This is a genomic window from Amycolatopsis dendrobii (genome assembly GCF_014145675.1).
Taxonomy (GTDB): Bacteria; Actinomycetota; Actinomycetes; order Mycobacteriales; family Pseudonocardiaceae; genus Amycolatopsis; species Amycolatopsis dendrobii.
In genome coordinates this window covers 274,084-291,264 of the sequence record NZ_JACGZW010000009.1, presented here as the reverse complement: position 1 = coordinate 291,264, position 17,181 = coordinate 274,084, and the positions used below count along the sequence as shown (strand labels likewise).

The window sequence follows — 17,181 nt, the reverse complement described above, 5'->3', positions numbered from 1 at the left end:
GCTTCCCCCCGCTTGCGCGTTCAGTCCGCGGCGAGCTCCACAAAGGGGGCCAGCGCGGCCGGGTTGGCCAGCGCGTCCCTGCTCACCGCCCTCTCCGGCGCGACTCCGGAGAGGATCCGCTTCACTGGTACTTCGCACTTCTTACCGTTCAACGTACGGGGAATCTCGGAAACGACCATGAACCGATCGGGTACGTGTCGTGGCGACAGCGCGTTGCGAAGCTCTTTCCGCAGGTCAGGCTCTACTTCTTCGAGTTTCGCGCCTGCTGTGAGTACGAGAAAACACAGCAGCTGCCCGTCGTCGTTGCCCGCCGCCGACGTGTCGATGACCAGCGAGTCGGCGACCTCGGCGAACCCTTCCGCGACCCGGTAGAACTCGGCGGTGCCCATCCGGACGCCGCCGCGGTTGAGCGTCGAATCGCTGCGGCCGTAGACCACCGCCGAACCGCGGCGCGTGATCTTGACCCAGTCGCCGTGCCTCCAGATACCCGGGTAAGTGTCGAAGTACGCCTCGCGCAGCCGGGAACCGTCCGGGTCGTTCCAGAACGAGACCGGCATCGACGGCATCGGCTCGGTGATCACCAGCTCGCCGACCTCCTCGACCACCGGCTCGCCGTGGTCGTCGAACGCCGCCGCGGCCACTCCGAGCGCGCGGCAGGACAGTTCGCCGAGCCACACCGGGACGTCCGGCGCGGCCGCGACGATCGCCGCGCACAGGTCGGTGCCGCCGGAGACCGAGCAGATCTGCACGTCCCGGCCGATCGCGTCGGCGATCCACCGGAAACCCTCGGAAGACAACGGCGAACCGGTCGAGCCGACCACGCGCAGCGCGCTGAGGTCGTAGCGTTCGGCCGGGGCGAGGCCCGCTTTGAGGCAGCTCTGGATGAACGGCGCGGACGTGCCGAAGTAGGTGACGCGGTGCTGTTCGGCCAGATGCCACAGCGCGTTGAGATCCGGATGGCCGGGACTGCCGTCGTACAGCACGATCGTCGCGCCGACGAGGAGCCCGGAGGCGATGAAATTCCACATCATCCAGCCGGTGGTGGTGAACCAGAAGAACCGGTCCCCTGGCTCGAGCCCGCTCTGCAGGCCCAGCGCCTTGAAGTGTTCGACGACGATGCCGCCGTGGCCCTGCACGATTCCCTTCGGCAGGCCGGTCGTGCCCGAGGAGTACAGGATCCACAACGGATGCGCGAAGTCCACCGGCTCGTACGCCAGCTCGCCGCCCGCGTGTTCGGCGAGCATCGCGTTCCAGTCGATGACGCCGTCCAGCGTCCCGTCTCCCAGGTATTTCACCAAAACGGTGGCTTCCAGCGACGGAATCTGGTGGCGCAGCTGCTGAACGGTGTCGCGGATGTCGAATTTCCGGCCGTTGTAAGCGTATCCGTTCACCGCGATGAGCACCTTCGGCTCGATCTGGGTGAACCGGTCGGCGATCGCGCGGATCCCGAAGTCCGGGGAACACGACGACCAGATCGCGCCGAGGCTGGCGGTGGCCAGGAAAGCGATGAGCGTCTGCGGGCAGTTCGGCGCGAGCGCGACGACGCGATCTCCTTTGCCGACGCCGAAAGCCCGCAACGCGGCCCGTGCGGCGGCGACGTGCGCACGGAGGTCGCCGTAGGTGAATTGCTCGGCGAGCCCGTCCTCGCGGTGGAAAACCACTGCGAGTTCGTCGTCGGCCTTCGTGGCGCCGCCGGTATCCGGGCTCAGCGAGTGTTCGGCGTAGTTGAGCGTGCCGCCGTCGAACCATTTCGCGTCCGGCATCGCGCCGGACAGGACTTCCCGCGGCCGCTCGTGCCAGCGGACGCCGAAGAACTCCGCCACCGCGGTCCAGAACTCCGGAACTTGCTCGACCGAGTAGTGCCACAGGTCGTCGTAATCGGCGAGGTCGACGCCGCGCCGCTCGCGCAGCCATCGGCGGAAGGCCTCGATCTTCGTGTCAGCGACCCGGTTCGGGTCGGGTCGCCATAGCACCTCGGGAACAGCGGCGTTCTCGGTCACTCGCCGATGCTAACCCCGGTGTGCTCGCAAAGTCCTTTTTCGACCGTGCCCACCCCGGACAGCAGCGCGCGGACGACGTCCAGGACGAACTCGCGGGTCAATTCCCGGTGCCCGAACAGCGAGCGGAAGACGACCGGGGCGGCGAACAGGTCCAGCAGCAGGTCGACGTCCTGGCCGGACGGGAGGTCCCCGCGCTCCTCGGCCTTGCGCAGGGAGACGGTGCAGGCCTCCCGGCGCGGGGCCCAGAACGAGGTCAGGAAGTCTTCCCGCAGCTCCGGATCGTCCGCCAGATCGACGGCGAGCGCCGGGAGGACGCGGCCGAAAACCGGGTCCTCGAGGCCGGTCCGGAGGGCGTCGAGGTGACCGACGAGATCGCAGCAGGTGCATCCCGTGTCGATCTCCGCGACCCCGGTGCGCGCCTCCGCCAGCGCGGCGACCACGACGTGCTGCCGGCTTTTCCACCGGCGCCGGATGGCGGGTTTGGTGGTGCCCGCGCGCTGGGCGATGGCCTCCATGGTCAGCGCCGAATAGCCGGATTCCCGGACCAGTTCGCACACCGCGACCAGCACGGCGTGGTCGATCCGCTCGTCCCGCTGGCGCGCCATGAATTCTCCCGCTATCCGTTGAGCAGCACGACCTTACCGAACGATTTCCCGTGCTCCACGTGCTGGAGGGCGGCCACGGCCTCGGCGAGCGGGAATGTTCGATCGCGCACGGCGGAGAGCTGACCGTCTTCGACGAGCTTGAGAACGCGGTCCCACGACTTCCGGCGCTCTTCCGGCGGCACCGAGGTGAGGCTGAACGTGAACAGCGTCGACGAGTTGTGGAAGTTGGCCATCAACGGGGCGAAGGCTTCCATCTCCGGGACGCCCGCCGTTCCTCCACAAAGGACATAGCGACCGTTGGGGCGCAACAGTTCCAAGTGCTCACGTACCTGCGGGCCAGCTGCGGTGTCGATGATGACGTCGTAGGTCTCCCCGGGACGCTCGCGGGTGCGGTCGACGATTTTCGCGGCGCCGAGGGTTCGAAGCCGTTCGCCGTACTCCGCCGAGGACGTCACTGCGGTGACCTCGGCACCGCGGGCGTGGGCGATCTGGGTTGCGAGCACGCCGATCCCGCCGCTCGCACCGCGGACGAGCACCCGTTCGCCCGGGACGACTGCGGCTCGGCGTACTGCGCCTTCCGCGACCAAGGCGTTGACGCCCAAAGCGACGGCGTCGGCCGAGTCGAGGTTCTGGGGCACCGGGTAGAGCTGATCCGGGTCAGCCACGGCCTGCTCGGCGTAGCCGCCGGAAAGGATGAGCGCCAGCACGCGCTGGCCGGATTCGACCCGGCCGACGACCTCGACGCCAGGCACTGAGGTGGCGCCGTCCCGCAGGTACATGATGTCGACGTAGCCCACGCCGATCGCCTCGACCTCGACGACGGCTTGCCCTGGGCCAGGAGCCGGGTCGGGTGTTTCGGACAGGACGAGCCGCTGCTGGGGTTCGACAAGCACCGCTTTCACCGGGTGATTCCTCTCACTTAACGTTTCGATCCGGATCGGAACGTTAAGTGAGTACGCAGCGGCCCGTCAAGGGCGCTGCCGGAGATCAGCGGAGGTGGGCGTCAAACCAGTCGAGAGTGCGCTGCCAAGCTTCTTCAGCCGCGCTGGGATCCGCGTCGAAGCGGTGGTTCGCGCCCGGATAGCGCACGACGTTCGTCGCGACTTTCGCCGACGCCGCGGCCTCGCGCAGCTGCTCCACCTCGGCCTCGCCCGCTTCGTCGCCGTTGTCGCCGTACATGCCGAGCCACGGGCTGGTCACGCGTCCGGCGATTTCCAGCAGCTTCGGCAGTTCCGCCACCGCCTGGCCGCCGACGCTCACTGCCGCGCCGAACTTGCGGTGCGAGGCGACTACCAATGCCGCCGTGCCGCCGAGGTCGAACCCGACGACGCCGCGCAGGTCGGCCTCGACGCCGCGGTCGGTGAGCCATTCGAGCGTGCGGTCGGTGGCGTCGAGCAGGTCGCGCTGGGTGAGCTGCTCGCCGGACTCGATGTGCGGGGTGACGGTGAGCCAGCCTTCGCCGGCAAGGCTTTTGACCAGCAGCAGAACGCCGTCGGTGACCCCGTCGCCCTCGTGCAGGACCACCAGGCCGCCGCGAAGCGCGCCGTCGGGTTCGGCGAAGGTGAGGCGCAGCGTGCTGCCGTCGGTACGCTGGTGATCCACGGTGGTCGTCGACGTCATCGCCTCATGCAATCACCTCTGGGTGAACATTGGGAACCTTTCCGGATCCGCCGGGGCGAGATACGGTGACCCCGTCGTCCCGTGAAAACCGAGGAGTTCCGACGATGCCGTCCCTCGCCCCCCGCCCTGACCTCGATTCGTTGCCGAAGTACGTCCCTGGCCGGACGATCGAAGGGGCCGTCAAGCTCGCGAGCAATGAGGTGCCCGGCGGTCCGCTGCCGAGCGTCCAGGCGGCGATCACGGCTGCGGTAACCGGAGTGAACCGCTACCCGGACAACGGATCCCAGGCTTTGCGCGAACGGCTTTCGCGGCGGCTGGACGTCCCGGCCGAACGCCTCGCGATCGGCTGCGGCTCGGTTTCGCTGTGCCAGCAGATGATCCAGGCGCTGTGCGGTCCCGGCGACGAGGTGCTGTTCGGCTGGCGGTCGTTCGAGGCCTATCCGATCGTGGTCCAGGTGGCGCTCGCGACGGGCGTGAAGGTTCCGCTGACCCCGGAGCACGGGCTGGACCTCGACGCGATGCTGGCGCGGATCACCGACCGCACCAAGCTGGTGTTCGTCTGCAACCCCAACAACCCGACCGGCACCGTGCTGCACCGGGACGAGATTGAGCGGTTCCTCGAAGCGGTGCCGCCGCACGTGCTCGTGGTCCTGGACGAGGCGTACAAGGAATTCGTCACCGACCCCGAGGTGCCGGACGGCGTCGAGTTCACGCGGACGCACAGCAATGTCGCGGTGCTGCGCACGTTCTCGAAGGCGTACGGGCTCGCCGGGCTGCGCGTCGGGTACGCGGTGGCGCCGGAGCCGATCGCGCAGGCGCTGCAACAGGTGTACGTGGCGTTCTCGGTGAACAGCATCGCGCAGGTGGCCGCGATCGCATCGCTCGACGCGGAGGACGAACTGCTCGCCCGGTGCCGGGAAATCATCTCCGAGCGCACCCGCGTGCGGGACGCGTTGCTGGAGATGGGCTACGAGATCCCGCCGACCCAGGCGAACTTCGTGTGGTTCCCGCTCGGCGAGCGCACTGCGGCTTTCGCGGAGCACATGCTGGACCGCAAGCTGATCGTGCGCCCGTTCCCCGGCGAGGGCGCGCGCGTGACGATCGGGACGCCGGAGGAGAACGACCTGATGCTGGCTGCGGCCAAGGAATTCCAGGCTATTTGAGCACCAGCTGCACGACCGCGGCGAGCCCGATCACGACGATCACGCCGCGCAACACGGTGGGCGGCAGCTTGCGGCCGATCTTGGCCCCGAGCTGCCCGCCGATCGTGGACCCGAGCGCGAGCAGCCCGATCACCGGCCAGCTCACCGGAGCGACGAACGCGTAAATAGTGCCCGCGACGATGTTCACGACCGCGGACAGCACGTTTTTCACGCCGTTGAGCCGCTGCAGCGGTTCGGACAGCAGCATGCCCATGACGGCCATCATCATCACGCCCTGCGCGGCGGTGAAGTAGCCGCCGTAGATGCCGATGACGAACAGCAGCCCGAACAGCAACGGCCCGGCGTGATGCTCGCGCCCGTTGGCCTCGCGGCGCTTCTGCACCCACTTCGACACCTTCGGCTGAACGATCACGAGCACGACGGCGAGCCCGACGAGCACCGGAACGATCTTCTCGAAGGCGTCCTTGGGCAACGTCAGGAGGAGAACGGTGCCGCCGATGGCCCCGAAGAACGAGGCGATCGCGAACCGCACCACCTGCGGCCAGTAGCCGACCAGCTCATGCCGGTACCCGTACGCCCCGCTGATCGTCCCCGGCGCGAGCCCGACCGCGTTCGACGTCGTAGCGGTCACCGGCGGATACCCCAGCGCGACGAGCACCGGGAACGTCACGAGCGTCCCGGAACCGACGACGGTGTTGATCGTCCCGGCCCACATCCCGGCAATGAAGATGACGACGGCATGCCACCAGGTCATAAAGCACTCACCCGCTGACCCTAAGCAGGACCCTCACCACCCGGCGACGCGATGTGTCCGGTCAGACACTTGACGGCATCTTCGCGACTGGCCCGCCGACGCAACAGCTCACCGAATTCTGTCGTACCCCGCACATACAGTCACCAACTGTGATGGCGAGAAAGAAGGCTCCATCGCCGATACGTACGGGGCCGTCCTCAGATGACGCACACGAGATCGTCTACTTCAGACGTCACCGTGTCGACGATCCTGGCGAAAGCGCGCCGGGCCGAGACTTCCTGCGCAAAGTTTGCCCCGCCAAGGTCAGGGTGAAGATGGAGGCCGTTCTGATCGCGGTCGCCGCCGCTCCCCCGAAGCGTTTCGCCGGCGGCGGGCAGTGGGAAGCGATGCACGGTGCCATGACCGGCTGGTTCGAGGTCCGCTGCAACGGTCCCCGCAGGCACCACTATCGCCTGTTTTGCTTGTTGGACTACGACGCTCAAGGCGTGGACAAGCCGTTGCTCGTCATCGTCGACGGACGCGACAAACCCTTTCAGACCGAACTCAGGGAACAGGACTACGCGGCGGTGCGGGCGATGGGCGACGAATACCGCCGACGCAACCCGCGGTCCCTCTTCTAACCGACAGTCACCGGGCAGCGGCGAGTTCGCGCTTGGCGAGGATGTCCCGAGCCAGCTGTTCCGGATTGCCTGTCGATCCCGTTCGCAAGGACTCCGTCACCGTCGCTTGCTCTTCCGGCGGCAAGGGTTCGAGGGTGACCCGCATTCCCAGCGCAGCAGCGACCTCGGCGAGAGTGCCGATCGTCGGATTGCGGTGGCTGGGAGACAAAAGCCGACGCACCACGGACGGCTCCTCGCTGATCGCGCGAGCCAGGTCCGCTTTGCTCAGATTGCTGGCCAGCCGGGCCTCGTCGAGGCTGTTTACCAGTCGGTCGATCGTTTCGATGCGGACGCTTTCGACGAGGTAGGCGCGGAGCAGCTCCGGGTCGCCCAGGTCCTCGACAAGATCATCCCAGAACTGGGAGCGCGTGGCGTTCATAGCGAGATCACCTCCAAGTTAGCGTGGCATTTATGCTACGCCTGATAGGTGCGCGGCGACAAGGCCCCGGCGAACCACCCGGCGCTTCTCGGCCAGGCGGGCGGTTCCGCGACCGCCAGCCAGCGCTCCGCACTCACCGCTCAAAAACGCAAAACTCATTCCCCTCCGGATCCGCCATCACATGCCACTCCCGGCCCTCGCCCCGCTCCGCCACCAGCCGCGCCCCGGCGGCAGCCAGCTCAGCCGGATCTCCCCAGACGTCCAGGTGCATCCGGTTCTTCACCGTCTTGCCCTCCGGCACCGGGTTCAGCCAGATCAACGGCCCCTCGCCGGCCGGGTCCACGATGGCGACCGGCCAGTCCGGCGGGCTCTCCGCGCGCGGGCTCCGGCGGACGTAGCCGAGCGTCGTGCACCACCAGTCGGCTTGTGCCTGGTGGTCGAGTGCGTCCAGTGCCAGATCCTTGAACTTCGCGGTCATGATCCCTCCCTTTCCCGCCCATGATCGTGACACCCGCCACCGACAATTTCGCGCGTCCCGGGTCGTCAGCTGCCAGGATGGGCGGCGTGGCCCACGAATCCGACCAGGTCTGGAGCGCCACGGTCGACCATCTGCGCGCGATGATCGACTCGGGCGAGCTCCCGCCGGGGTCGCGCCTGCCCGCGGAACGCGCGCTGTGCGAGCAGCTCGGCATCAGCCGCGGGTCGCTGCGGCAGGCGTTGCGCGTCCTGGATTCGATCGGGTACGTCCAGATCCGCGCCGGGTCAGGGACATACGTCCGCGAGCAGGACACTGCGGAAAGCCCGCTGAGCAGCTGGTTTTCCGAGCACGAGCAGCTGGTGGAGAAGCTGTTCGACCTCCGCGCGACCGTCGAGCCGACCCTCGCCGAGCGGCTCGCGACGCAGCACACGCCGCGCGTCGTGCAGCGGCTCGCGGACAACGTCGCGGAGATGGAGGCGGCCGCGGCGGCGGGTGACATGTTGCGTGTCATCGCGACGGACGCCGAGTTCCATCGGGTGATCGCGGGCAACGCGGGCAATGACGACGTCGCTGACCTGCTCCGTTCAGTCCTCGCCCTGGTCGGCGAGGAACGCCGGGCCGCGCTGCGGCTGCCTGGGCAGATCCGCAAGGCCGTCGCCGAGCACCGCGCGATCCTCGACGCCATCAGCCGGTCGGACGCGGCCGCGGCTCGCGAGATCACGCTCAAGCACCTGCTGGACGCGAAAACCTACGCCCACGACTACGCGTCTTCCTGAACAAGGAGGATGCCTCCCCCGGCAATCAGCGCTACAGTCTTCACAAGTTTGTGAAAACTGTGATAACAAGGGGGCTCAACCGTGGAGAAAGTGCACTTCACCGAGGAAAAAGCGACCAACCTGGGCACGCTGTACGGCCGAGCGCTCGACGCCCGCCGCAAAGAACCGATTCTCGGTGACACCGCCGCCGACGAAGCAGTCAAGAAGATCGACTACGACTTCCGCAAGCTAGGCGTGAACGAGAACTCCGCGGTCTCCGTCGCGATCCGGGCGCGCGCGATCGACGAGATGGCCGCCAAGTGGCTCGCCGAGCACCCCGACGCGATCGTCGTGCACCTCGGCTGCGGGATGGACACCCGGGTGTACCGGCTCGACCCGCCGCCCTCGGTCGCTTGGTTCGATGTGGACTATCCCGAGGTCGTGGACGTCCGCGGCCGGATTTACCCGGAGCGGCCCGGATACACGATGATCGGCTCGTCCGTCACCGATTTCGGCTGGCTCGACCAGGTTCCCGGCGACCGCGAGGCGCTGATCGTGGCCGAGGGGCTCACCATGTACCTCACCGCGGAGTCCGGAACCGAACTGGTCCGCAGGCTCGTCGGCAAGTTCCCGTCCGGCCGGATCGTGGCCGATTTCTTCAGTTCGCTCGGCGTCAAGGCGCAGATGATCAACCCGGTGGTCCGCCGCTCGGGCGCGACTTTGCATTGGGGCATCGACGATCCGCACGAACTCGAACGCTACGGCCTGCGCCTGGTGTCCTGTTTGGACGCGACCGACTGGGCGAACGGCGCGACCCTCGCGAAGCTCCCGACCGCGTCCCGGCTGGCTTTGCGCGCGTCGGCACTGTTCCCGATGATCCGCAAGATGGGCCGGATCGCCGAATGAGATTTCTGAACCGCTAACCAACTCGGCGCAGCACCGCGTCGGCGACCTCGGCCACCGGCGCCGTGGTCACCACCTCGAACGTCGCCGACGCGCGCAGCAACGGCTCCACCTCGTCCAGATACCGCAACGTTTCGGCAAGTTCGTCCGGATGCTTCCCGTATGGATTCCCGGTCCGCGTCGCCAGCCGCTCGATCAGCACCTCGCGCGGCGCGCTGAGCAACACGACGTCGGTGAACCGCGGATAGAACCGCACCTGGTTCGAGACCGTGCCGGACACGAACAACGGGCCCGGCGTCGACAGCAACGCGGCGATCCGGTCTTCGCGCCAGAGCCCGTCGCGGGTGTAGCCGCCGTAATCGGTGTCGACCGTGCGGTACCCGCGCCGGGAAAGTTCCGTGAGCAAGCTGCTTTTGCCCACTCCGGACATCCCGGTCACCAGCACCCGCACGGCGGTTACCGGGTTTCCAGCACCCGCGCCACGAACCGGCCGATCTTCTCGTTCATCCGCTCGACGCGCTCCTCCTCCGAGAGCGACTCCTTCGGCTGTGGCACCGCGGGCTTGAGTTCGCCGCGCAGATACGCGCTGCACGCCAGGTCAGCGCACAAATACGTGCCCACCGTGTTGCCGTCGCGGCCAGCTTTTCCGGCCAGCCGAGCAGCGAACAGCGTGATGTCGGCGAGCGGATGCGTCGTGCCGCAAAACGCGCACATGTTGCTGCGCAGCCGGGATTTCGGCGGCGGAGCGGCGCGCAGCGACAGGCCGATCAGCTCGTCGCCGTGCGACACGACCAGGTACGCCCGGCCGGGAGCCTTCACATCGCGCCAGCCGAGGAAATCGCGCTTCTCCCACGGGACGTCCGCGGGCAGCGTGACGGACTTGGCTTCCCCGCGGGAACAGTTGACGAACGAGGCACGGATCTCGGCGGGGTCGAGCGGTTGCATACAGCCACGCTAACCATCGCCGCGCCGCGACGGCGACAGCTTTTTTCGCTCCCGGACCCGCCACCCCATACGATCTGCGAGTGCGCAAGATGATCGCGGGGAGGTTCCGGCTGGTTCTGCGCACCAGTCTGGGCTTCGCCGCGCTCGGCGTCGGGTCGAGTGTCGCCGGAGCGGGCGTCGTCGCGTTGCTGCTGCTCCTGCAAGGTTTGCCGGAGGACGTCGACGACCGCGGCTGGGTGCTCGGCGTCACCGCGGCCGGGGTGGTCGCGCTCGCTCTGGTCGTCGGCACGCTCTGGACCGCCTACCTGCAGCGCCGCACCGTGGTGTGGTTCACGATCGGCCGCCCGCCGTCCGCGGACGAGGCGAAACGCGCGCTGCGGCTGCCGTTCGACATGGCCGTGGTGAGCGGCACGCTTTGGCTGATCGGCGCGCTCGCGCTGGGCATTCTCGCCGGCGTTCTCGGTTCTCTCGGTGACGCGGCGGGCATCGCGCTCACCATCGGGCTCGGCGGGCTGACCACGGTCGGGCTCACCTACCTGGCCGCGGAATGGGTCGCGCGGCCGGTGATGACGATGGCGCTCGACGTGCTGCCGCCGCGCGGTTCGCTGCCGGTCACCGTGCTGACCCGGCTGGTCGTCACCTGGGTACTGGCGAGCGGCGTACCGCTGATCGGCGTGCTGCTTGTGACCACGCCGCCCGATCTCGGCCGCAACGGGAACCCGACGGCGAGCCTGATCGTGCTGTCGGTGACCGGCCTGACGACCGGCGCGATCGGCACCGCGCTCCTGTCCCGCGCCGTCGCCGCGCCGCTGCACCGGCTGCGGATCGCGCTGGACGGGATCGCGCGCGGACGCAAGGACGTGCACGTCGACGTGGACGATTCCAGCGAGATCGGGATGCTGCAGACGTCGGTCAACGACCTCGCCGCCGGCCTGCGCGAACAGGACCGGATGCGCGATCTCTTCGGCCGCCACGTCGGCGCCGACGTCGCCCGGCACGCGCTCGAATACGGCGCTTCGCTCTCCGGCGACGTCCGCGAGGTCACCGCGCTGTTCGTGGACGTCGTGGACTCGACGGCGCTCGCGTCGCGCACTCCGCCGCAGGAACTGGTCGAGAAGCTGAACCGGTTTTTCGCGAGTGTGGTGTCCGCGGTGGACGCTCGGGGCGGGCTGGTCAACAAGTTCCAGGGCGACGCCGCGCTGTGCGTTTTCGGTGCGCCGACTCGGCTGTCCGACGGTCCGACGATGGCGCTCGCCGCGGCCCGCGCGATCCGCGACGCGGTGTTGTCGGAAGGCGAGCTCGACCTGGGGATCGGTGTCGCGACCGGACAAGTGTTCGCCGGGCAACTCGGTGCGTCGAGCCGCCTGGAGTACACGGTGATCGGCGACGCGGTCAACGAGGCCGCGCGGCTCACCGAACACGCGAAAGCGGTTCCGTCGCGGGTGCTCGCCAGCGAAACGACGGTGAAGGCCGCGCTGGGCGGCGAACGAGAACACTGGCGGCTGCACGGCGAACTCCACCTCCGCGGCCGCCACCGCGAGACCCGCACCTGGACGACCTAGCGCTCGTGAGTGGCGATGCCGGTTCTAATCGGGATCGCCGCTCACGAGATCTCCCGCCCCTCGTTCATCGCCTCCGTGATCCGGACCAGAAAGTCCCGCACCACAGCGCTTTCCGCCGCGCTCAGCGTGCGCGACACCGCGTCCAGCTTCTCGATCGGCGACCGCCACACCGCTGCCGCGATCTCCCGCGCGGAGTCGGTGACCGTGACCGCCACCCGCCGCCGGTCGGTGTCGCTGCGGACGCGCGCCAGGTAACCGGCCTCTTCCATCCGGTCGACCAGTGTGGTCGCCGACGGCCCGCTGATCCCGAGGCGGCGGCCCAATTCCACCGGTCCCATCGGCCCGTGGTGGTTGAGGATCGCGATCGCGGTGAGGTCGTTCGCGTTCATCTCGACGCTCTTCGCCATCCGCGCCATCAGGTCACGGCTGGCCTCGATGACGTCACGCACCGCGAAGGTCGTCTCGTCCATGCCCGCGAGCGCTGCCTGGTTCTCGTCCACGCGACCATCCTTGTCAGTAGCTAAACTAGTAGATAGGTTATCTATGTATCGGAGCACCGGCAAGGAGGAGCACCATGACCCGTCGCAGTCTTCTCGTCTCCGGAGCCAGCATCGCCGGTCCCGCGCTCGCTTCCCGGCTCGCGCGCTCCGGCTGGGACGTCACCGTCGTCGAACGGTTCGATCATTTGCGCGAGGAGGGCCAGAACGTCGACATCCGCGGCGTCGGCCGCCAAGTGCTGCGCAAAATGGGCCTCGAAGAGGCGGTCCGCGCCGCGCACACCGGCGAGGTCGGCACGCAATTCGTGGACGGACACGGCCGCGTGGTCGCCGAGTTCCGTGCCGGCGAGGGCGATTCCGGAGGCGGGACCGCCGAGATCGAAATCCTGCGCGGCCAGCTGTCGAGACTGCTGTACGAACAGTCAGCGGGCGAGACAACGTATCGATTCGGCGACCAGATCCAGGCACTCCACGACGACGGCATCGGCGTGGACGTCGACTTCCAGAGCGGGCGAACCCAGCGCTTCGACGCCGTGGTCATCGCCGAAGGCCTGCGCTCCCGCACCCGCGCAATGCTGATGCCGGACGCGCGTCCGCACGAACTCGGCCTCTACACCGCGCACCTCGCGATCCCGCGCATCGCCGCCGACAACGCGTGGTGGCGCGCGATGTTCTGCGGCCGCGGCCGGATGTTGTTCCTGCGTCCGGACAACGTCGGCACGATGCGCGCCGGGCTGTTCTTCCTGTCCGACGTACGCGGACTGGACCGGCTCACCCCCGAAGACACCGTGTCCGTGCTGCGCAAGACATACGCCGACGTCGGCTGGGAAGGACCGCGCGTGCTGGCCGAAATGGACAACGGCTCGCTGTACCTGGAGGCCGTCGGCCAGGCGAAACTGCCGACGTGGCACCAAGGCCGGGTCGCCTTGCTCGGCGACGCCGCTTACTGCGCTTCGCCGATCAGCGGCATGGGCACCACGCTCGCCTTGACCGGCGCGTACATCCTGGCCGGCGAACTCATGGCGAACGAAGACCCGCGGACGGCGTTCGGCCGGTACGAACACCGGATGCGGCCGCTGGTCACCGAGGCGCAGCGGCTTCTCCCCGGCGCGCCGCAGGTGACGATGCCGCGGTCGCAGGCGCATCGGACCGTTTTCCACGCCGCGCTCCGGATGGCGAGCACGCCGTTGGCGCGGCGGCTGGGCAAGGCCGCGGGACGGTTCGGGAAGCCGCGTTCGGAAGCGATCGCGCTGCCGGAGTACGCGTAGCTCAGGGCAGTTCGGGCCAGGTCAGCACCGTAGAACCCCAGGTCAGCCCGGCTCCGAACGCGGTCAGCAAGACCCGGTGGCCCGGCGTGAGCGTCCCGTCGGCGACCGCGTCCGCGAGCGCCAGCGGGATCGACGCCGCGCTGGTATTGCCGACCCGGTCGATGTTCGACACGACCGCGTCCGCCGGCATGCCGAGCTGTTTCGCGGTCGCCTGGAGGATGCGGATGTTCGCCTGGTGCCCGACGAACCGGTCGACGTCGCCGACCATCCAGCCGGCCTCTTCCAGCACCGCGCGCGAGGATTCCGCCATCCGCGCGCACGCCTGCCGGAAGACGGCTGTGCCCTGCATGACCATGAACCGGTCCTTCGGGTTCTCCGGCACCCGCTGCGCCGCGCCGCCCGCTTCGACCCACAGCAGCTTGGCCAGTTCGCCCTCGCTGTGCAGGTCGAACGGGCCGAGCGCGCCGCGTTCGCCGGGCTCGCCCGCGCGCAGCAGCACCGCGCCGCCGCCGTCGCCGAAGATCGGCACCGTGGTGCGGTCGTCCGGGTCGACCAGCGAGGTGAAGACGTCCGCGCCGATCACCAGCACCCGCTCGGCCATCCCGCCCGCGATGAATCCGGCGGCGGTCGCGAGCGCGTAGATGAAGCCGCTGCACACCGCGTTGACGTCGAAGGCGAGCACGGTGCCGAGGCCGAGCCGGGCCGCGACCTGCGGCGCGGTGGCCGGGCACAGCTGGTCGGCGGTGGAGGTGGCGAGCACGACGGCGTCCGCGTGCCCGTCCGGGCCGAGCGCCGCCCGCCCGGCCTCCTCGGCGAGGTCCACAGTGGACTGGCCGGGCGCGACGCGGCGGCGCTCCCTGATCCCGGTGCGCGTGCGGATCCACTCGTCGCTCGTGTCCAGGCGGGCCGCGATCTCGTGGTTCGTCACCACGTGCTCGGGCAGCGCACCGCCGATTCCGGCGACGACGGCGGCACGGTGGCGCGACCGGACAGCGCTCATGGCGGAACCTCCCAGACCGGCTTGTTGGCGGACGTCGCCGGTTGCCTCCCTTGTATGGCCTACCCCTGGGTAGACCGGTCAGTTGTGTTCCACGTCACTAAGAGACCTCTTCCACATTCGCTCGATAGGAGGTATTGCGACCTGCGCCTCAGCCGCGTGGTAAACCCGAGGCTTTTTGTCGGTCCGCCCGGTTAGCCTGAAGTGTGCGCACTCCCGACCTGGACCAGCTTGACCTCGCCATCCTCTCCTGCCTGCAGACCGACGCCCGCACGATCGCCGAGGTCATCGGGTCCAAAGTCGGCCTGTCCGCCGCGGCCGTGCAGCGGCGGATCAAACGGCTGCGCGAAGCCGGAGTGATCGAAAAGGAGATCGCGGTGCTGTCCCCGGCCGCGCTCGGGCTGGACATGACGTTCGTCGTCATGGTCGAGATGGAGCGCGAGAGCATGGCGGTGCTCGACGGCTTCCGCGCCCAGGTCCTCGCCGACGACTGCGTGCAGCAGTGCTACTACGTCACCGGCACCGCGGACTTCGTCCTCGTGGTCACCTGCCCGGACATGGCGGCGTTCGAGAATTTCGCGCGGCGGATGTTCTTCGACAACCCCAACGTCCGGCATTTCACCACGAGCGTCGCGATGGACCGGGTCAAAGTGGGCCTCACGCTGCCGCTTTCCTGACCTGCGCGGAAACGCAAGGGTTCTGTGTCCGGCGTTACGTGTTCGCGGCCTGATGCAACCGATCGCGTGAACGTCGGCGGAACGCCGTCATGTGCTCCCGAGTCGATCATCTCCCTGCCGACCAGTTCGCGAGGCGCGAACGACCGGAGGACTCCAGGAGCAGCCGTGCACACCACCGACGCCGTACACCAGACCCAGTTCGTACTGCTGAACGAGAGCACTACGCCGGTGCTGTCCCGCCTCTCCTTCCACGTGTCGGAGCCTTACGCGGTCACCGTGGCGTTCCGGACCGAGCGCGGCCGGTGGATCGAGTGGACGTTCGCCCGCGACCTGCTCGTGACCGGGCTGGACGAACCGACCGGGATCGGCGACGTACGGATCCGGCCGGACCTGTCCGAGGACGAGGCCTTGCTGACGCTGGAAATCGAGTCGCCCGACGGCTACGCGTCGTTCGAATTGGAGCGCGCCGACCTCGAGGCGTTCCTCGAATCCTCTTACGAACTGGTGCCGCTCGGAGCCGAGAGCGAGCACTTCGACATCGACGGGCTGATCGAGGAGATCAGCAACGTCTGACCAAGGACCTGCCGATCCCGCGGCAATGCGGACAAGGGCGGTTCGAGTGCGCTGGAGGCACTCGAGCCGCCTTTGTCGCGTTTGGACCGAGGCGGGCAGCGCGAGGAGTGCCCGCGTTGACCGTCCGCGGGCACTCCCCTCAACCAACTCAGCCGCGGACGAGCGTCGTGCCCGTCGCCGACAGCGCGACGTTCACCGGGTAGTAGTAGCTGTTGACGGTGTCGCCGCCGGACACCATGCCCTGTGCCTGGTTTCCGCTGATGAACGAACCGCCGGAGTCGCCGTGGTCGGACCGGGCGTTGGTGAGCACCATGCCGGTCACGGTGCCTTCCTGGTAGCGCACGGTCTGGTTCTTGGCGCGGATCGTGCCGCAGGTCCAGCCGGTGGTGGAACCGGACTTGCACACCGAAGCGCCGACGGCGGCCTCGGTGGAACCGGCGACGCGAGTGCCGTTGTTGATCTGGCCGACCGGGGTCCAGTTGCTGTTGACCCGCGCGGCCGCGTAGTCCGCGCCGGGGAAGCGGTAGGTGGTGAACTGGCCCATCGCGACCCGGTTGTAGCCGGACAGCGCGCCGCCGCCGGTGAGCGCGGCGCAGTGCCCCGCGGTCAGGAAGCCGCCGTTCACCGAGAAGCCGACGGAGCAGCGGGACGAACTGCCGATGTAGTACGCGTCGCCGCCGAGCACGTTGTAGTGCGCCTTGGGCACCGCCGAGGTCTCCGTCACAGTCACCGCTGAACTGTCCACACCAGACTGGTGGACGAACTGCTCAGCCGCGCCGCGCTGTCCCTTGAGGACAGTCAGGCTGATCCGGTTGCTCGCGGTGTCGATGCCCCAGCCGGTGACCGACTTCGGCGCGGCCTTCTCGTGCGCGTTGAGCGCCTGCACGGTCGAGTCGAGCTGCCGCGCGCTGAACCGGACGACCTGCGCCTCGGCACCGGCCGCGCGCACCTGGTCGACGAGCGCCGCGTCGGTCACCGAGACCACGGCCTTGCCGGTCGCCGCGTTGAAGCTCGTGCCGCTGAAGCGTTCGCCGAGAGACTTCTCCAGTGCCGCGCCGACCTTGTTCGCGGCCTCCTCGTTGGCGAGCCGGGTAAGTGCCTGACTGTGGGTGAGGCCGAGGTCCCGCTGCATCGCCGGGACCATGTCGGGGTTGAGCGGGGCGGCGCTGGCGGCCGGGACGCCGGCGAAGATCGCCGTCACCGCCGCGGCAGCGGTTGCGGCACCGAGGAATCTGATGGCTTTCATGCTTCTCCCTCGCGTTCGGTTCCCCCCGGCCTCGAAGGGTGCGGCGGTGGTCCAATCCACTGCAATAAGGGGGCGCGAGAATAGGTAGCGGAGCAATCCT

Annotated in this window: 20 protein-coding genes; 8 read left to right on the top strand and 12 right to left on the bottom strand. The window is 68.5% G+C overall.

Annotated elements, in window-relative coordinates; translation table 11 throughout:
* Window positions 1-20: 20 nt before the first annotated feature.
* The 4 genes from H4281_RS27120 to H4281_RS27105 form a co-directional block, all read right to left on the bottom strand.
* A complete protein-coding gene (locus tag H4281_RS27120; RefSeq protein ID WP_182893735.1) occupies window positions 21-2,000 on the bottom strand; it encodes an acetoacetate--CoA ligase in 1,980 nt (659 codons plus the stop codon).
* Complete coding sequence (locus tag H4281_RS27115; protein ID WP_182893734.1) at window positions 1,997-2,605, bottom strand: TetR/AcrR family transcriptional regulator; 609 nt, start codon at window positions 2,603-2,605, stop codon at window positions 1,997-1,999. The genes H4281_RS27120 and H4281_RS27115 overlap by 4 nt, the downstream gene beginning before the upstream one ends.
* 11 nt (window positions 2,606-2,616) lie before the next feature.
* Window positions 2,617-3,507, bottom strand: coding sequence for a quinone oxidoreductase family protein (locus tag H4281_RS27110; RefSeq protein ID WP_182893733.1), 891 nt, complete (start codon window positions 3,505-3,507; stop codon window positions 2,617-2,619).
* Window positions 3,508-3,592: 85 nt separating this feature from the next.
* A complete protein-coding gene (locus H4281_RS27105; protein WP_182893732.1) occupies window positions 3,593-4,225 on the bottom strand; it encodes a dienelactone hydrolase family protein in 633 nt (210 codons plus the stop codon).
* Window positions 4,226-4,329: 104 nt separating this feature from the next.
* Here H4281_RS27105 and hisC point away from each other — a divergent pair, with 104 nt between their 5' ends.
* Entirely contained in the window at window positions 4,330-5,388 is a 1,059-nt protein-coding gene (gene hisC, locus H4281_RS27100) for a histidinol-phosphate transaminase (RefSeq protein WP_182893731.1), read from the top strand.
* Here hisC and H4281_RS27095 read toward each other — a convergent pair.
* On the bottom strand, window positions 5,381-6,142 hold the full coding sequence (locus H4281_RS27095) for a sulfite exporter TauE/SafE family protein (RefSeq protein ID WP_182893730.1): 762 nt from the start codon (window positions 6,140-6,142) through the stop codon (window positions 5,381-5,383). The genes hisC and H4281_RS27095 overlap by 8 nt on opposite strands.
* Window positions 6,143-6,294: 152 nt before the next feature.
* On the opposite strand from H4281_RS27095, the gene H4281_RS27090 reads away from it, so the two are divergent.
* Window positions 6,295-6,762, top strand: coding sequence for a hypothetical protein (locus tag H4281_RS27090; RefSeq protein ID WP_220507871.1), 468 nt, complete (start codon window positions 6,295-6,297; stop codon window positions 6,760-6,762).
* Between the two features lie 7 nt (window positions 6,763-6,769).
* On the opposite strand, the gene H4281_RS27085 is transcribed toward H4281_RS27090, so the two are convergent.
* The gene (locus H4281_RS27085; RefSeq protein WP_182893729.1) at window positions 6,770-7,180 is read right to left on the bottom strand and encodes a helix-turn-helix domain-containing protein; all 411 of its coding nucleotides are present in this window, start codon (window positions 7,178-7,180) and stop codon (window positions 6,770-6,772) included.
* A gap of 133 nt (window positions 7,181-7,313) precedes the next feature.
* Window positions 7,314-7,658 carry a VOC family protein gene (locus tag H4281_RS27080; protein ID WP_182893728.1) on the bottom strand — a complete coding sequence of 115 codons (345 nt, stop codon included), beginning with the start codon at window positions 7,656-7,658 and terminating at the stop codon, window positions 7,314-7,316.
* 77 nt (window positions 7,659-7,735) lie between these two features.
* Between H4281_RS27080 and H4281_RS27075 the strand changes: the two genes are divergently transcribed.
* Together H4281_RS27075 and H4281_RS27070 are read left to right on the top strand one after the other, a co-directional pair.
* A complete protein-coding gene (locus H4281_RS27075) occupies window positions 7,736-8,434 on the top strand; it encodes a FadR/GntR family transcriptional regulator (protein ID WP_182893936.1) in 699 nt (232 codons plus the stop codon).
* 81 nt (window positions 8,435-8,515) lie between these two features.
* Complete coding sequence (locus tag H4281_RS27070; protein WP_182893727.1) at window positions 8,516-9,319, top strand: class I SAM-dependent methyltransferase; 804 nt, start codon at window positions 8,516-8,518, stop codon at window positions 9,317-9,319.
* A gap of 13 nt (window positions 9,320-9,332) precedes the next feature.
* Here H4281_RS27070 and H4281_RS27065 read toward each other — a convergent pair whose 3' ends face one another.
* Both H4281_RS27065 and H4281_RS27060 read right to left on the bottom strand, forming a co-directional pair.
* Window positions 9,333-9,755 (bottom strand): ATP-binding protein, encoded by a 423-nt coding sequence (locus H4281_RS27065; protein WP_312872189.1) that lies wholly within the window; start codon window positions 9,753-9,755, stop codon window positions 9,333-9,335.
* Between the two features lie 17 nt (window positions 9,756-9,772).
* Window positions 9,773-10,261 (bottom strand): FBP domain-containing protein, encoded by a 489-nt coding sequence (locus tag H4281_RS27060; RefSeq protein WP_182893726.1) that lies wholly within the window; start codon window positions 10,259-10,261, stop codon window positions 9,773-9,775.
* Window positions 10,262-10,350: 89 nt separating this feature from the next.
* On the opposite strand from H4281_RS27060, the gene H4281_RS27055 reads away from it, so the two are divergent.
* Window positions 10,351-11,823, top strand: a complete 1,473-nt coding sequence (locus H4281_RS27055) for an adenylate/guanylate cyclase domain-containing protein (RefSeq protein WP_220507948.1) — start codon at window positions 10,351-10,353, stop codon at window positions 11,821-11,823.
* Between the two features lie 41 nt (window positions 11,824-11,864).
* Here H4281_RS27055 and H4281_RS45730 read toward each other — a convergent pair whose 3' ends face one another.
* Window positions 11,865-12,323, bottom strand: coding sequence for a MarR family winged helix-turn-helix transcriptional regulator (locus H4281_RS45730; protein ID WP_220507870.1), 459 nt, complete (start codon window positions 12,321-12,323; stop codon window positions 11,865-11,867).
* Between the two features lie 74 nt (window positions 12,324-12,397).
* Here H4281_RS45730 and H4281_RS27045 point away from each other — a divergent pair, with 74 nt between their 5' ends.
* A complete protein-coding gene (locus H4281_RS27045; RefSeq protein WP_182893724.1) occupies window positions 12,398-13,588 on the top strand; it encodes an FAD-dependent monooxygenase in 1,191 nt (396 codons plus the stop codon).
* A gap of 1 nt (window position 13,589) precedes the next feature.
* Here H4281_RS27045 and H4281_RS27040 read toward each other — a convergent pair whose 3' ends face one another.
* Complete coding sequence (locus H4281_RS27040) at window positions 13,590-14,588, bottom strand: beta-ketoacyl-ACP synthase III (protein ID WP_182893723.1); 999 nt, start codon at window positions 14,586-14,588, stop codon at window positions 13,590-13,592.
* A 203-nt stretch (window positions 14,589-14,791) separates the two neighbouring features.
* On the opposite strand from H4281_RS27040, the gene H4281_RS27035 reads away from it, so the two are divergent.
* Together H4281_RS27035 and H4281_RS27030 are read left to right on the top strand one after the other, a co-directional pair.
* Complete coding sequence (locus H4281_RS27035) at window positions 14,792-15,262, top strand: Lrp/AsnC family transcriptional regulator (RefSeq protein ID WP_182893722.1); 471 nt, start codon at window positions 14,792-14,794, stop codon at window positions 15,260-15,262.
* A 165-nt stretch (window positions 15,263-15,427) separates the two neighbouring features.
* A complete protein-coding gene (locus H4281_RS27030; RefSeq protein ID WP_182893721.1) occupies window positions 15,428-15,835 on the top strand; it encodes an SsgA family sporulation/cell division regulator in 408 nt (135 codons plus the stop codon).
* Between the two features lie 148 nt (window positions 15,836-15,983).
* Here the strand turns inward: H4281_RS27030 and H4281_RS27025 are convergent, their stop codons facing one another.
* Window positions 15,984-17,081, bottom strand: coding sequence for a S1 family peptidase (locus tag H4281_RS27025; RefSeq protein WP_182893720.1), 1,098 nt, complete (start codon window positions 17,079-17,081; stop codon window positions 15,984-15,986).
* Window positions 17,082-17,181: the final 100 nt, after the last annotated feature.

Coding starts and splice junctions, on each gene's coding strand:
- H4281_RS27025 (WP_182893720.1), bottom strand. CDS start 17,081: ATGAAAGCCATCAGATTCCTCGGTGCCGCAACCGCTGCCGCGGCGGTG.
- H4281_RS27055 (WP_220507948.1), top strand. CDS start 10,351: ATGATCGCGGGGAGGTTCCGGCTGGTTCTGCGCACCAGTCTGGGCTTC.
- H4281_RS27085 (WP_182893729.1), bottom strand. CDS start 7,180: ATGAACGCCACGCGCTCCCAGTTCTGGGATGATCTTGTCGAGGACCTG.
- H4281_RS27060 (WP_182893726.1), bottom strand. CDS start 10,261: ATGCAACCGCTCGACCCCGCCGAGATCCGTGCCTCGTTCGTCAACTGT.
- hisC (WP_182893731.1), top strand. CDS start 4,330: ATGCCGTCCCTCGCCCCCCGCCCTGACCTCGATTCGTTGCCGAAGTAC.
- H4281_RS27075 (WP_182893936.1), top strand. CDS start 7,736: ATGGGCGGCGTGGCCCACGAATCCGACCAGGTCTGGAGCGCCACGGTC.
- H4281_RS27080 (WP_182893728.1), bottom strand. CDS start 7,658: ATGACCGCGAAGTTCAAGGATCTGGCACTGGACGCACTCGACCACCAG.
- H4281_RS27115 (WP_182893734.1), bottom strand. CDS start 2,605: ATGGCGCGCCAGCGGGACGAGCGGATCGACCACGCCGTGCTGGTCGCG.
- H4281_RS27045 (WP_182893724.1), top strand. CDS start 12,398: ATGACCCGTCGCAGTCTTCTCGTCTCCGGAGCCAGCATCGCCGGTCCC.
- H4281_RS27095 (WP_182893730.1), bottom strand. CDS start 6,142: ATGACCTGGTGGCATGCCGTCGTCATCTTCATTGCCGGGATGTGGGCC.
- H4281_RS27105 (WP_182893732.1), bottom strand. CDS start 4,225: ATGACGTCGACGACCACCGTGGATCACCAGCGTACCGACGGCAGCACG.
- H4281_RS27090 (WP_220507871.1), top strand. CDS start 6,295: ATGGCGAGAAAGAAGGCTCCATCGCCGATACGTACGGGGCCGTCCTCA.
- H4281_RS27040 (WP_182893723.1), bottom strand. CDS start 14,588: ATGAGCGCTGTCCGGTCGCGCCACCGTGCCGCCGTCGTCGCCGGAATC.